General features: G+C 63.9%; 15 protein-coding genes. 8 read left to right on the forward strand and 7 right to left on the reverse strand.

The genetic code is table 11. The annotated features are described in order from the left end of the window. Positions 1-252 precede the first annotated feature (252 nt). The gene (locus XH98_RS39615) at positions 253-615 is read left to right on the forward strand and encodes a hypothetical protein (protein ID WP_057753897.1); all 363 of its coding nucleotides are present in this window, start codon (positions 253-255) and stop codon (positions 613-615) included. 12 nt (positions 616-627) lie between these two features. Here XH98_RS39615 and XH98_RS39620 read toward each other — a convergent pair whose 3' ends face one another. After that, complete coding sequence (locus tag XH98_RS39620) at positions 628-909, reverse strand: DUF6496 domain-containing protein (protein WP_271621809.1); 282 nt, start codon at positions 907-909, stop codon at positions 628-630. Positions 910-985: 76 nt separating this feature from the next. Then, the gene (locus tag XH98_RS39625) at positions 986-1198 is read right to left on the reverse strand and encodes a DUF3072 domain-containing protein (protein ID WP_271597146.1); all 213 of its coding nucleotides are present in this window, start codon (positions 1196-1198) and stop codon (positions 986-988) included. A gap of 114 nt (positions 1199-1312) precedes the next feature. On the opposite strand from XH98_RS39625, the gene XH98_RS39630 reads away from it, so the two are divergent. The 4 genes from XH98_RS39630 to XH98_RS39645 all read left to right on the forward strand — a co-directional run bounded on the left by XH98_RS39630 (position 1313) and on the right by XH98_RS39645 (position 2640). After that, positions 1313-1522 (forward strand): hypothetical protein, encoded by a 210-nt coding sequence (locus XH98_RS39630; RefSeq protein WP_271597147.1) that lies wholly within the window; start codon positions 1313-1315, stop codon positions 1520-1522. A 24-nt stretch (positions 1523-1546) separates the two neighbouring features. Next, on the forward strand, positions 1547-1756 hold the full coding sequence (locus tag XH98_RS39635) for a hypothetical protein (RefSeq protein ID WP_271597148.1): 210 nt from the start codon (positions 1547-1549) through the stop codon (positions 1754-1756). Positions 1757-1791: 35 nt separating this feature from the next. After that, positions 1792-1992, forward strand: a complete 201-nt coding sequence (locus XH98_RS39640; RefSeq protein WP_271597149.1) for a hypothetical protein — start codon at positions 1792-1794, stop codon at positions 1990-1992. Between the two features lie 87 nt (positions 1993-2079). After that, positions 2080-2640, forward strand: a complete 561-nt coding sequence (locus XH98_RS39645) for a type 1 glutamine amidotransferase domain-containing protein (protein ID WP_271621810.1) — start codon at positions 2080-2082, stop codon at positions 2638-2640. Positions 2641-2708: 68 nt separating this feature from the next. Here XH98_RS39645 and XH98_RS39650 read toward each other — a convergent pair whose 3' ends face one another. Continuing rightward, positions 2709-2945 carry a hypothetical protein gene (locus XH98_RS39650; RefSeq protein ID WP_057753714.1) on the reverse strand — a complete coding sequence of 79 codons (237 nt, stop codon included), beginning with the start codon at positions 2943-2945 and terminating at the stop codon, positions 2709-2711. 96 nt (positions 2946-3041) lie between these two features. Further along, entirely contained in the window at positions 3042-3245 is a 204-nt protein-coding gene (locus XH98_RS39655; RefSeq protein ID WP_271597150.1) for a hypothetical protein, read from the reverse strand. A gap of 4 nt (positions 3246-3249) precedes the next feature. Between XH98_RS39655 and XH98_RS39660 the strand changes: the two genes are divergently transcribed. After that, complete coding sequence (locus XH98_RS39660; protein ID WP_271597151.1) at positions 3250-3675, forward strand: hypothetical protein; 426 nt, start codon at positions 3250-3252, stop codon at positions 3673-3675. Here XH98_RS39660 and XH98_RS39665 read toward each other — a convergent pair. Continuing rightward, positions 3672-5165, reverse strand: coding sequence for a sensor histidine kinase (locus XH98_RS39665; protein WP_271597152.1), 1494 nt, complete (start codon positions 5163-5165; stop codon positions 3672-3674). The genes XH98_RS39660 and XH98_RS39665 overlap by 4 nt on opposite strands. Before the next feature lie 14 nt (positions 5166-5179). Further along, positions 5180-11473 carry a HAMP domain-containing protein gene (locus XH98_RS39670; RefSeq protein WP_271621811.1) on the reverse strand — a complete coding sequence of 2098 codons (6294 nt, stop codon included), beginning with the start codon at positions 11471-11473 and terminating at the stop codon, positions 5180-5182. Between the two features lie 295 nt (positions 11474-11768). Between XH98_RS39670 and XH98_RS39675 the strand changes: the two genes are divergently transcribed. Then, a complete protein-coding gene (locus XH98_RS39675) occupies positions 11769-12065 on the forward strand; it encodes a hypothetical protein (protein ID WP_271621812.1) in 297 nt (98 codons plus the stop codon). Between the two features lie 4 nt (positions 12066-12069). On the opposite strand, the gene XH98_RS39680 is transcribed toward XH98_RS39675, so the two are convergent. Continuing rightward, entirely contained in the window at positions 12070-12582 is a 513-nt protein-coding gene (locus tag XH98_RS39680; RefSeq protein ID WP_271621813.1) for a DUF4142 domain-containing protein, read from the reverse strand. A 95-nt stretch (positions 12583-12677) separates the two neighbouring features. Here XH98_RS39680 and XH98_RS39685 point away from each other — a divergent pair, with 95 nt between their 5' ends. Then, positions 12678-12872: a hypothetical protein gene (locus XH98_RS39685; protein ID WP_220000590.1), complete on the forward strand. Its 195-nt coding sequence runs from the start codon at positions 12678-12680 to the stop codon at positions 12870-12872. The last annotated feature ends 94 nt before the right edge of the window (positions 12873-12966 follow it).

Here is a 12966-nt window from a genome sequence, read left to right on the forward strand (position 1 = left end):
TCAAAAGGCGGCCCTTCGGGCCGCCTTTTTCGTGCGCGACTCTCGAGATACCCACAGGCCGCTGATAACATTCTCGTTAACGGCAGCAATGATGACGGGTTCGTCCGAAAAAGCCGCGTTCGCTGGTCAAACTTCGCCAATACTGTTGCGCTTCGGCGGCAATGAAGCCGCAGAGGCAAGTTGCAGGAGTGGAACTTCGGACGTCCGGCTGATTTGTGGAACCGGCCGATGTCCGTATTGATCGGTGCCGACATGGATCGATTGAAGCTCTCGCTGAAGCTCGGGCTGCTCGTCGCGCCCTTCCTGCTGTCGACCGGAAGCGCCTTGGGTCGTGACGACGGTCGCTTCACGGACTCGCCGCTCAAACCCTGGTTCGACAGCTTGCGCAGCCATCTTGGTCCATGCTGCTCGGATGCCGACGGCGTTGCCGTGGCCGATCCCGATTGGGACTCGCATAATGGTCACTACCGGGTGAGGCTCGATGGAGTATGGGTCGAGGTCCCCGACGAAGCCGTGATCACCGAGCCAAATCGGGCCGGCCGCACCATGGTCTGGCCGGTCAAGACGGTGTTCGGCGTTTCGATCCGCTGCTTCATGCCCGGCAGCATGATCTGACGGCGGCCAGCGTCACCGCCTGGAGGATTTGCGCTTCGAGCTCTTCTTGCTCGTCTTTTTCTTGCTCGTCTTTTTCTTGGACGTCTTTCGCTTCGACGCCTTCTTCGGCACCTTCTTGCCTTTCTTGCGCGCTTTCGACAGACCGATCGCAATCGCCTGCTTGCGGCTCTTTACCCGTCCGCCGCGACCGCCGCGTCCGCTCTTGGCGGTACCTTTCTTGTAGCGCCGCATCTCGCTCTCGACATCGCTGCCGGAGCTACGTGAATAGCGGCGCTTCTTTGCCTTGCGTGCCATCAGCTCTCTCCCATGGCTCTGCAAGAAAACAGGAGTGCTGACCCAATGTTCCAAAAGCGCCCGGCGATAGACCTCTTCAGAAAGAGTTCGCGAGCTCGATCTCTGCCTCCAGGATCTGGATGCGGCGTGCGGCTTCGGCAAAGGAGAGATCGCGATCGTATTGCGCGGGCTGGTAGGCCTCTTCGCTCAGCCGCTTCAGCCGCAGCCCCTGCGCCCGGGTCATCTGCTCCATCAGAAAAGCCTTGGTGTTCGGAAAAGCTTTGGCGTCGTATTTACCCTGAACCTGCATCTCGCTCTCCATCCTGAATTCGTGGCTTGACTATATGTTCTTATTTTGTTCTAACAAGCCATGGACAACAGAATTAATGAAATTCGACGTAAAATCAGCATCTTGAGGCTGGAGATGGCGGATGTCGAAGCATCCGTGCGCGATCTTGTCAATCGCGACCGCGATTGCAGCGAACGGGCCCAGGCGCAGATCCAGCTGCGCCGGAAGATCAACCTGCTGATCAGCGAATGGAAGGCCGCGGGCGGCGGCGAGGTGTTGCCCGACATCCGCGACCGGGTGCGTCTGCGTCCGCTGAAGAACGAGAACAGGCCGGTACGCCGCTGAGGCGTTGGTGGAGGGAGGCTGGCCGTGGAGGAAGACCCGGACACATACCGGATTCTGAGACTGCGCGCCGAGATCCTCGAATTGGGCTCCGCCATCCGGCAATTGCAGCGGGAAGGCCTCGACGACGCCGCCGCCCAGCTCCTGATCGCGCGCAAGCGGGCCCAGCTCGATCAACTCGTGAAGACGAGCTCCGTAGTCCATTCCCTTAACATCCCTGACATCCGACGCAGCTAAGGCGGTCGCGCGACGCGACCTGCCGGAGTTCGTCCATGCCGGATGCCGAAATGGCCGCCTTGCTGCAGGCGGTGCTCGATGAAGTCTGCGCAGACGTGCCCGCGTGGGACACGACGACGCGCGAGCGCGTTGCGATCAGATTGCGGGCGACCGCACGCCAGGACCGCTGCTCATTGGAGGATCTGAAGCGGGCTGGGCGGGACGCGCTGACCCGCGCGCCGACGATGTGGCGGTGAGGGACGTCCCGATGTGAATGCTGTTTCAGGAACGATCGCACCGCGCCTGATTTGACTGCGACCATCCCGAAACAAAAGGAGTGTTCCATGGAGCTGAGCGGCAAGACCATTGCGATTCTCGCCACCAATGGCTTCGAGCAGTCGGAACTGGAGGTGCCGCGCGACCGCCTGAAGAAAGCCGGCGCGACGGTTCACGTGATCTCGCTCGCGGAAGGGGAGATCAAGGGCTGGGACATGAAGGATTGGGGCAGGCCGGTGAAGGTCGACAAGACACTCGATCAGGCCGTCAGCACCGACTACGACGCAATCGTTCTGCCCGGCGGGCAGATCAATCCCGACCTCCTGCGCGTGGAGCCGAAGGCGCTGGCCTTCATCAAGGAGATCTTCAACGCCAAGAAGGTCGTCGCTGCCGTCTGCCATGCGCCTTGGCTGCTGATCGAGACCGGCATCGCCAAGGGCTGCAAGATGACGTCCTACAAATCGATCAAGACCGACGTGATCAACGCCGGCGCGTTGTGGGAAGATTCGCAAGTGGTGGTCGACCAGGGCGTGATCACCTCGCGCAATCCCGGCGACCTCGAAGCCTTCAGTGCCAAGATCATCGAAGAGATCAAGGAAGGGCGCCACAGCCAACGCAGCGCAGCGTGAGCGCACTGCTCATGCGCAACGAGAAGCCCCGCGTCGCCGCGGGGCTTCTTATTGCCGTAAGCCCGCGCTTACTTGCTCTGGCCGTTCTGGGGCGCGGTCATGCTGCCACCATGATCGCTGCCGGGGCCAGAACCGCCCTGGCCTGACGGATCGGGCGGAACGGTCTTCTTCATGTTCGCTCCCGTGGTGGTCTGCGACATGGAGGAGGAGTGATGCTTCTTGTGCGACTTGGCCTGCGCAGCGAACGGCGCGGCGGCAAGGCCGGTGGCCAGCATCACGGCAAGAGCGAGCTTGATCGTCTTCATGTAAGGGAACTCCCTGAGTTGAATTGACGCAGGAGCCAACCGCCATTTGCCGCAGGAGTTCCGAAGAATATTGGTCGCGCGTGTTTCGCGCCCGCTTCAGGTTTCCTTGTCCTCGTTGAGGATGAATACGACGCCCGTCAACGAGGCGCCGATGGCAAACGTCGTCACCATCGTTGCAACAAACACCAAGGCCGCCGCACGGCCGCCATGGTTCAGCAATTCCGCAACCGCGGGATTGGCCAGAACGAGTGCGAGCGTGAACATCAGACCGAGTGCAGCGCCCATCATCGCATGGGTCATCAGCTTGATCACGCCGGTGGGAGAGATCAAATTTGGCGATCTGTTTGGCGATTTTTTTGCGCGCATGGAACTGCCGATCGATCTGGCATGCAAACGCGGCCCGTCATGGCGGGGTTCCATTGCGCATAAAGGATTTGTCACCATCGCTTCATCCGGCGTTCATGCCGGCCTTGCCAGGATAGACGCCATCAACACGGGAACATCAGCTATGGGTAAGGTGGTCTTTCTCTATCGATCGCTGGCCTACCGTAACGCGGCGGCCGACATATTGCGCAAGGCGCGCAAGCTGCCGCGTGGTGCAGACCGCAGCGCGGCGCTGCGCTACGCGAGGGCGCTGCGCGATCTCGCGCAAACGGAAGCCTGGCTCGAAGGGCGCATCGCCGATGAACCGCGGTCGATATCGCGGCTGAAGGTTGCCGCGTCGCGTTAACCCGACGCGCGCTGAAGCTCAGGAGAGCTGTTGGTCTCGAACTTGTCCTGCGCCGTCGCGGTCGCCGCACTCTTGTGCGTCAAGGGGACTTCGAGACGGCACAGCAGGCCCTCCGAACGCCAATCGAATTGCGCCTGTCCGCCAAGCTGGGATTCGACGCTGGCGAGCAGGCTTCTTGTTCCGAAGCCGCGCGATTTCGGCGTCCTGACCATCGGCCCGCCGGTCTCGTCCCACGTCAAGATGAGGAGGTCGTTGTCGGCCTGCCAGCTGATCGCGAGCCGCCCAGACCGCGTCGAGAGCGCGCCATACTTGGCCGAGTTGGTGAAGAGCTCGTGCAGCGCCAGGGCCAGCGTCTGCGCAGTGGCCGGCACCAATTGCACTTCGGGACCTGCCAGCTTGATCTGTCCGCCGAGCGAGTAGGGCGCCAGCTCCTCCTCGATCAGCTTGGAGAGCTCGGCGCCCTGCCAGCTCGACAAGGAGAGGATGGTGTGCACGCGCGCGAGCGCATTGATGCGTCCTTCCACGGCATTGACGTAAGCCTTGACCTCGTCGGCGCGGGTGAGGCGCACGATCGACTGCGCCAGCGCCAGCGCATTCTTGGCGCGGTGATCGACCTCGCGCGCCAGCAGGTTCTGGCGTTCCTCGGCCCGTTTGCGCTCGGTGATATCGACGGTGACGCCGCTCACCCGCACGACGCGACCGTTCGCATCCGCGGATGCGGCCGCCGTGCCGACGCACCAGCGCACCTCGCCGTCGGGCCGAACAATGCGGAATTCGGTCTCGTAGGCGCGCGTTCCTTTGTTGAATTCGGCGATGGCCTTGCGCAGCTGATCGAGGTCGTCTGGATGTAACAGTGCCTGAACGTTGACCGGGTTGACTTCGAAGTTCTCGGGGCTGACGCCAAAGATGCGATATTGCCCGTCGTCCCACATCCAGTCGCCGCTGACCCAATCCCAATCCCAGGATCCCATCTTGCCGGCGGCGATCGCCATGGTGCGTCGCTCTTCGCTCTCGCGCAGCTTGGCGGTCGAATTCTCCAGCTCGGCCGTACGGGCGCGGACGCGATCCTCGAGATCCTGGTTCAGCCGTTCGAGCTCGCGCGTCTTGCGATAGAGCTCGGCAAACACCTTGACCTTGGCGCGCAGCACTTCCGGGATGACAGGCACCGGCACGTAGTCGACCGCGCCCATCTCGTAGCCGCGCAGGCGGTCGATGTCGCTGACCTGAATGGCCGAGATGAAGATCATCGCGGTCTTCTGGAAGCGCGGATGCTCGCGGATCATGGCGGCGAGCTCGAAGCCGTCGAGCTCGGGCATGCAGACGTCGACCAGAATCACCGCGATCTCGGTCTTGAGCAGCACCTCCAGCGCCTCCCGGCCGGACGAGGCGACCACGAGATTCTCACCGAGCTCCTTCAGGATCACCTCATAGGCGAGCAGCTTGGCCGGCTGGTCGTCGACGAGGAGGATGTTGACCTTTTCGTGGTCCATTCTCGGATCCAAACTCAACGGTGCAGCCACATGCGGATCGCAAGCAGCAATTGGTCGGTGTTGACTGGCTTTGCGAGATAATCGGAGGCTCCTGCCTCCAGGCATTTCTCGCGGTCGCCCTTCATCGCCTTCGCTGTCAGCGCGATGATCGGCAGGCGCAGGAAGGCCGGGTTCTCCCGGATCACGCCGATGGTCTGATAGCCATCCATCTGCGGCATCATGATGTCCATCAGCACGATGGCGATCTCCGGGTTGGATTCGACCAGCGCCACCGCCTCGCGCCCGGTGGTCGCCGTCAGCACCTTCATGCCGCGCCGTTCCAGCACGCTCGACAGCGCGAAGATGTTACGGGCGTCGTCGTCGACCAGCAGCGCGGTCTTGCCGATCAGGTCCTCGTCGGAACTGTTGAGCTTCTCCAGCATGCGCTGCTTCTCGACCGGCAGCTCGGTGATCACGCGGTGCAGGAACAGCGCGGTTTCATCCAGCAGACGTTCGGGCGATTCCACGCCCTTGACCACGATGCTGCGCGCCATGGTGTGGAGTTCCGCATCTTCTTCCGCCGACAGCTCGCGGCCGGTGAATACGACGACGGGAACGTTTGACAGCGCCTCGTCGCGCCGGATCTGGTCCAGCACCTCGAAGCCGCTCATGTCGGGCAGACGGAGGTCGAGCACCACACAGTCGCAAGGGGCCTCGCGAAGCATCGAAAGCGCGCCGGCACCGGTGTCGGTGGTCACGATCTCGATGTCGTCGTGGTGCAGCAGCTCGCGGATCGACAGCTGCTCGGCCTCGTTGTCCTCGACGATCAGGAGCCGTTTGCGCCTGGGACGCGCATATTCCTTGATCTGCGTCAGCGCTGCGGCAACGCCCTCGGTCGTCGTCGGCTTGTTGACGAAGGAGAAGGCGCCGCGTGCCAGCGCATGCTGGCGGTCCTCGTCGAGCGTGATGATCTGCACCGGGATGTGGCGCGTCAGCGGATTGTGCTTGAGCTGGCTCAGCACCGTCCATCCGAGCATGTCGGGCAGGAACACGTCGAGCGAAACGGCGCTCGGTTGATACTGTTTCGCAAGTTCAAGCGCCTCGGCTCCGCGCGCGGCGACCAGAACCTTGAAACCCTTGTCCCGCGCCAGGTCGACCAGAATCCGCGCATAATGCGGGTCGTCCTCCACGATCAGGAGGATGCTGTCGCCGGGCTCGATATTGAGGCGGTCGTCGGGCAGCTGCTCGATGGCACGCTGTTGCTCCGGCGCGGCCGGCTGGAGCGCCGGCGGCTGGTTGTATTGTTGCGCTGCTGGCGCGCGCGGTGCCTGCGTCGGGCCGGAATATTTCAGCGGCAGATACAGCGTGAAGGTCGAGCCCTTGCCCGGTGAGCTACGCAGGTGGATTTCGCCGCCGAGCAGGCTCGCGAGCTCGCGGCTGATGGCAAGGCCAAGACCGGTGCCGCCATATTTGCGGCTGGTGCCGGCGTCCGCCTGCTGGAATGCCTCGAAGATCAGCTTCTGCTTCTCCAGGGGGATGCCGATGCCGGTGTCGGAGACCTCGAAAGCGATCACGGCCGGTGCCGAGTTCAGCACCGGGTGATCGGCGCCCCAGCCGCCGAGCGCGCCGGTGACCTTGAGCCGCACTTCGCCTTCAGCGGTGAACTTGAAGGCGTTGGAGAGCAGGTTCTTCAGCACCTGCTGCAGGCGCTTGGAGTCGGTGACGATGCTGCGGGCGAGGTTCGGATCGACGTCGATCTTGAACGACAGGTTGCGGTTCTCCGCCTCGTGCCGGAACGGCCGCCCGACCGTCTCGAGCAGGTTGGCCGTGAGGATTTCCTCGGCATCGACAGTCACCGTACCCGACTCGATCTTGGAGAGATCGAGAATGTCGCTGATGAGGTTGAGCAGGTCGGTGCCGGCGCCGTGGATGGTGCGGGCGAATTCGACCTGTTTGGGCGAGAGGTTGCCGTCCGGGTTGTCGGTGAGCTGCTGTCCCAGGATCAGGATAGAGTTCAGCGGCGTGCGCAGCTCGTGGCTCATATTGGCCAGGAATTCCGACTTGTACTTCGAGGTCAGCGCGAGCTCGGTCGCTTTTTCCTCGAGCGCGCGGCGGGCCTGCTCGATCTCCTGGTTCTTGCGCTCGACCTCGACGTTGCGCTCGGCGAGCTGCTGCGCCTTCTGCTCGAGCTGGTCGTTGGTCTGCTGCAATTCGCGCTGTTGCGTCTGCAGCTCGCCGGCGAGCTGCTGCGACTGCTTGAGCAGACCCTCGGTCTGCATCGTCGCTTCGATCGAGTTGAGCACGATGCCGATGGAGTCGGTGAGCTGCTCCAGGAAAGTCATCTGCGAGGTCGTGAACGAGGTCAGCGAGGCGAGCTCGATCACCGCCTTGACCTGGCCCTCGAACAGCACCGGCAGCACCACGAGGTTCTTCGGCGCGACGCGCAGCAGCGCCGAGTTGATCGGCACCACGTCGGCGGGGATGTCGGAAACCAGGCGTGGACGCCGGTCGACGGCGCACTGGCCGATCAGGCCGTCGCCGAACTGCAGCACGCGCTGATAGGGATAGACGCCATCGCCGGCATAGGAGGCGAGCAGCAGCAGCTGCGGGCTGTCTTCGTTCTCGACCTGGTAGATCACGCCGGTGTGCGCGTTCACCAGCGGCGACAGCTCGGTCAGCAGCAACCGGCCGACGGTGGCGAGATCGCGCTGACCCTGCAGCATGTTGGTGAACTTGGCGAGGTTGGTCTTGAGCCAGTCCTGCTCGGTGTTCAGCTCCGTCGTGAGACGGAGGTTGGTGATCATGGTGTTGATGTTGTCCTTCAACTCCGCGACCTCGCCGCGGGCGTCGACCTGGATCGATCGCGTCAGATCGCCCTTGGTCACGGCGGTCGCCACTTCCGCGATCGCGCGCACCTGGGAGGTGAGGTTGGCCGCGAGCAGGTTGACGTTGCCGGTCAGATCCTTCCAGGTGCCGGCCGCGCCGGGCACGTCGGCCTGACCGCCGAGACGGCCTTCGACGCCGACTTCGCGCGCCACCGACGTCACCTGGTCGGCGAAGGTCGCCAGCGTCTCGGTCATGTTGTTGATGGTGTCGGCCAGCGCCGCAACCTCGCCCTTCGACTTCACGGTGAGGTTCTGCTTGAGGTCGCCGTTGGCGACCGCGGTCACCACCTTGACGATGCCGCGGACCTGCTCGGTCAGGTTCGCCGCCATGAAGTTGACGGTGTCGGTGAGGTCCTTCCACGTGCCGGCGACGCCGGGCACCTGGGCCTGACCGCCGAGCTCGCCCTCGGTGCCGACCTCGCGCGCCACGCGCGTCACTTCGCCGGCAAACGCGTTGAGCTGGTCCACCATGGTGTTGATGGTGTTTTTCAGCTCGAGGATTTCGCCCTTCACGTCCACGGTGATCTTGCGCGACAGGTCGCCGCGGGCCACGGCGGTGGTGACTTCGGCGATGTTGCGGACCTGCGTCGTGAGGTTCGCCGCCAGCAGGTTGACGTTGTCGGTGAGGTCCTTCCAGGTGCCGCCGACGCCGGGCACGACGGCCTGACCGCCGAGCCGGCCTTCGGTGCCGACCTCGCGCGCGACGCGCGTCACTTCGGCGGCGAAGGAGCGGAGCTGCTCCACCATGGTGTTGAGGGTGTCCTTCAGCAGCAGGATCTCGCCGCGGACGTCCACCGTGATCTTCTTGGAAAGGTCGCCGCCGGCGATCGCGGTCGCGACCTCGGCGATGTTGCGCACCTGCGCCGTCAGGTTCGAGGCCATGAAGTTGACGTTGTCGGTGAGGTCCTTCCAGGTGCCGGCAACACCGGGCACCTCGGCCTGGCCGCCGAGCTTGCCTTCGGTGCCGACCTCGCGCGCGACGCGCGTCACTTCGCCGGCGAAGCCGTTGAGCTGGTCCACCATGGTGTTGATGGTGTTCTTCAGCTCGAGGATTTCGCCCTTCACGTCCACGGTGATCTTGCGGGACAAGTCGCCGCGCGCCACGGCCGTAGTCACTTCGGCGATGTTGCGGACCTGGGCGGTGAGGTTGCCCGCCATCGAGTTCACGGAGTCCGTCAGGTCCTTCCAGGTGCCGGCGACGCCGGGCACGTTGGCCTGGCCGCCGAGACGGCCTTCGGTACCGACCTCGCGCGCCACGCGCGTCACCTCGCCCGCGAAGCGGTTGAGCTGGTCGACCATGGTGTTGAGCGTGTCCTTTAGCTGAAGGATTTCGCCGCGCACGTCCACCGTGATCTTGCGCGACAGGTCGCCGCCGGCGATGGCGGTCGCGACCTCGGCGATGTTGCGGACCTGGGCGGTGAGGTTGCCGGCCATCGAGTTGACGTTGTCGGTGAGGTCCTTCCAGGTGCCGGCCACGCCAGGCACTTGCGCCTGACCGCCGAGCTTGCCTTCGGTGCCGACCTCGCGCGCGACGCGGGTGACTTCGCCGGCGAAGGCGTTGAGCTGGTCGACCATGGTGTTCAGCGTTTCCTTCAGCTGAAGGATTTCGCCCGACACGTTCACCGTGATCTTCTTCGACAGATCGCCCTTGGCGACCGCGGTCGCGACTTCGGCGATGTTGCGGACCTGGCCGGTCAGGTTCGAGGCCATCGAGTTGACCGAGTCCGTCAGGTCCTTCCAGGTACCGGCGACACCGCGCACCTGGGCCTGGCCGCCGAGCTTGCCTTCGGTGCCGACCTCGCGCGCCACGCGCGTCACTTCGCCGGCGAAGGCGTTGAGCTGGTCCACCATGGTGTTGATGGTGTCCTTCAGCTCCAGGATTTCGCCGCGCACGTCCACCGTGATTTTCTTCGACAAGTCGCCGCCGGCGACCGCCGTCGTCACCTCGGCGATGTTGCGGACCTGCGCCGTCAGGTTCGACGCCATCGAGTTGACGCTTTCCGTGAGGTCCTTCCAGGTGCCGGCGACGCCGAGCACGTTGGCCTGGCCGCCGAGCCGGCCTTCGGTGCCGACCTCGCGCGCCACGCGCGTCACTTCGCCGGCGAAGGCATTGAGCTGGTCGACCATGGTGTTCAGCGTTTCCTTCAGCTGAAGGATCTCGCCCGACACGTTCACCGTGATCTTCTTCGACAAGTCGCCGCCGGCGATGGCGGTGGCGACGTCGGCGATGTTGCGGACCTGAGCGGTCAGGTTCGACGCCATGAAGTTGACGTTGTCGGTGAGGTCCTTCCAGGTGCCGGCCACACCGGGCACCTGGGCCTGGCCGCCGAGCTTGCCTTCGGTGCCGACCTCGCGCGCGACGCGCGTCACTTCGGAAGCGAACGAGTTGAGCTGGTCCACCATGGTGTTGATGGTGTCCTTCAGCTCCAGGATTTCGCCGCGCACGTCCACGGTGATCTTGCGCGACAAGTCGCCGCGCGCCACGGCGGTCGTCACGTTGGCGATGTTGCGAACCTGTGCGGTGAGGTTGCCGCACATCGCGTTGACGGAGTCGGTCAAGTCCTTCCAGGTTCCGGCAACGCCGGGCACGATGGCCTGGCCGCCGAGCTTGCCGTCGGTGCCGACTTCGCGCGCCACGCGCGTCACTTCCGAGGCGAAGGAGCGCAGCTGGTCGACCATCGTGTTGATGGCTTCCTTGAGCTGAAGGATCTCGCCGCGGACGTCGACGGTGATCTTTTTCGACAGGTCGCCGTTGGCGACCGCGATCGTCACCTCGGCGATGTTGCGAACCTGGTTGGTCAGGTTGTTCGCCATCGAGTTGACGCTCTCGGTCAGGTCCTTCCAGACGCCGGTCACCTCAGGCACCTGGGCCTGGCCGCCGAGCTTGCCTTCGGTGCCGACCTCGCGCGCGACGCGCGTCACCTCGGAGGTGAACACGCCGAGCTGCTTGATCATCGTGTTGACGATGGTCGCCGATTGCAGGAATTCGCCCCGCAGCGGGCGGCCATCGACGTCGAGCTTGACCGTCTGAAGCAGGTCGCCCTGCGCCACGGCCGCCACGGCGCGCGTCACCTCGCGCGTCGGCCAGAGCAGATCGTCGATCAAGGTGTTGACGGACCCTTCCATGTCGGCCCAGGAGCCGGAGGCGAGGCCGAACTTGACGCGCTGGCGCGTCTTGCCTTCGCGTCCGACCACCTGGCCGACCAGCTCGAGCTGCTGCGCCATGCGCTGGTTGGCTGCGATGATTTCGTTAAGAGTGTCGGCGATCTTGCCGTCGATGCCGAGATAGTCGCCGCTCATGCGCACGGAGAAATCGCCGCTGCGCATGGCCTGGAGCGCCAGCAGCAATTCCTGCCGAGCATCCGGCTCTGAGGTGCCATTGGGTTTGGGTTTTGGGACGCGACGACCGGAGCGTGATGCAGTTCCGGGATCGAGGTCGCTCATACTGATTCCCCCGCAGGCGTCCGCCGAATCTCTTGGCGCGACGCGTCTGGTCAAACTTAGAGCGTCAGCCAAATTCGAAATCAAGCGCCAAGGTAGCGACGCCGGGAATTGGAACCTGCCGTGCTCAGCCCGACGAAGCTAACGGCAAAGAGTATCGAGAGTTCCATCCGATTAGCTAAAAGTTCTTCGACCCTTAAGGGGGTGGGCGATGTTCCGGTTTCGAAACCCACGGCCCTGGGCTTTAGGAACGCCGGGACAGGTCCTGAGGTTAGCCGCAAACACAGGGAGAGCGCATATGAAAGCGGGATTGAGCGTCCTCATCGCCGCATTATTCACAACGGGGTCTGCGCTGGCGCAGGCCGGCGCGCCCAGCGGGCGCGGGGCCGCGACCGGAGATCCAGCCGCCAGCTCCGCCACGCCGCAGGCGGATTCGCAGACCACGGGGACCGCCACCAGGTCGAACCCCAGTGGCAGCGGCACCTCGACCTCGGGCGGCAAGGACGCCAATGGCGACGCCGGGCGGGACAACATGCCCAACAGCGATCGCACGGTGCGTCCGATGGATCAGCAACCTCATCCGCAGGACAAGTAAGGCACTACTTGTCGGCCATGGTGCGCTCGGCGTCCTTCAACTGGGCACGCAGCAGGGGAAGGTGCTCCCGCGCAAAGGCTGCGAGCGCGGGATTGTCGGGCGTCCTCAGATAGCGCTCGAGCAGCGTGATCGCGGACTCGTATTCGGGGATCTGGGCGGCATAGAAAGTTCTGACATAGGCCGGTCCCTCGGCATCATCGGGTTTTGCGAGGCCGATGCCGGTCGACGTCGCCTTGCTCAGGCGCGGCTCGGCGCCGATCGCATCCTGAATCTCCTTCAGCGTCTTGTCGCGCTTGACCGCCTCCTCGGCGCGAAGTGCGGCGAGGTTCTTGACTTCCGCATTGCCCTTGAGGTCGGTACTCTCCAACAGGCCCTGCTGAAATTGGCTGAAAGTGTAGAGGCCACTGATGAGCTCGGTGGCGTCAGGCACACGATCTCCGCGCATTTGCTCGCCGGTGCTGTCGGCAACGGCCGCAGTGCTGATGAAGGCCAGGATGATCGCGACAAATATCCGCATGATCATTCAATGACCTGTAAGGTGCAAAGTTCCGGCGGAGGTTACGATCCCGTTAGGCGGTTGCGGGCGCGGGGTTCCGTACCCACGTCTAAGGCATGAAACAGTCTGATATCTTCAGGGACAACGCAGAGAACTGCCTGCAATTGGCCGAGCGCTCCGAAGGGCGGCCCGCCTTCAATCGCTATTCCCGCATGGCGGATGCCTGGACGGCCTTGGCGAGAGAGCAGGACTGGCTCGACGGCGAAGTCCCGCCCGTCAGGGTCAGCGTCGTGCAAAGCCAGGGCGTCTGAAGCTAGGGCCGTCTGGCGGCTGCCTTTGTCGTGGCTCTGCGTGTGAGGCGGCTCACGGAATGAACTGCAGAAATCAATGATCATCCTGGAATAG

The sequence above is a fragment of the Bradyrhizobium sp. CCBAU 51745 genome, from assembly GCF_028128715.1.
In the GTDB taxonomy this organism is placed as follows: domain Bacteria; phylum Pseudomonadota; class Alphaproteobacteria; order Rhizobiales; family Xanthobacteraceae; genus Bradyrhizobium; species Bradyrhizobium manausense.

Excerpts from the sequence above, each read along its gene's own strand:
- XH98_RS39670 (WP_271621811.1), bottom strand. The coding sequence starts at position 11,473 with ATGAGCGACCTCGATCCCGGAACTGCATCACGCTCCGGTCGTCGCGTC.
- XH98_RS39675 (WP_271621812.1), top strand. The coding sequence starts at position 11,769 with ATGAAAGCGGGATTGAGCGTCCTCATCGCCGCATTATTCACAACGGGG.
- XH98_RS39650 (WP_057753714.1), bottom strand. The coding sequence starts at position 2,945 with ATGAAGACGATCAAGCTCGCTCTTGCCGTGATGCTGGCCACCGGCCTT.
- XH98_RS39625 (WP_271597146.1), bottom strand. The coding sequence starts at position 1,198 with ATGCAGGTTCAGGGTAAATACGACGCCAAAGCTTTTCCGAACACCAAG.
- XH98_RS39685 (WP_220000590.1), top strand. The coding sequence starts at position 12,678 with ATGAAACAGTCTGATATCTTCAGGGACAACGCAGAGAACTGCCTGCAA.
- XH98_RS39655 (WP_271597150.1), bottom strand. The coding sequence starts at position 3,245 with ATGACCCATGCGATGATGGGCGCTGCACTCGGTCTGATGTTCACGCTC.
- XH98_RS39645 (WP_271621810.1), top strand. The coding sequence starts at position 2,080 with ATGGAGCTGAGCGGCAAGACCATTGCGATTCTCGCCACCAATGGCTTC.
- XH98_RS39615 (WP_057753897.1), top strand. The coding sequence starts at position 253 with ATGGATCGATTGAAGCTCTCGCTGAAGCTCGGGCTGCTCGTCGCGCCC.
- XH98_RS39665 (WP_271597152.1), bottom strand. The coding sequence starts at position 5,165 with ATGGACCACGAAAAGGTCAACATCCTCCTCGTCGACGACCAGCCGGCC.
- XH98_RS39620 (WP_271621809.1), bottom strand. The coding sequence starts at position 909 with ATGGCACGCAAGGCAAAGAAGCGCCGCTATTCACGTAGCTCCGGCAGC.
- XH98_RS39640 (WP_271597149.1), top strand. The coding sequence starts at position 1,792 with ATGCCGGATGCCGAAATGGCCGCCTTGCTGCAGGCGGTGCTCGATGAA.
- XH98_RS39680 (WP_271621813.1), bottom strand. The coding sequence starts at position 12,582 with ATGCGGATATTTGTCGCGATCATCCTGGCCTTCATCAGCACTGCGGCC.
- XH98_RS39630 (WP_271597147.1), top strand. The coding sequence starts at position 1,313 with ATGGCGGATGTCGAAGCATCCGTGCGCGATCTTGTCAATCGCGACCGC.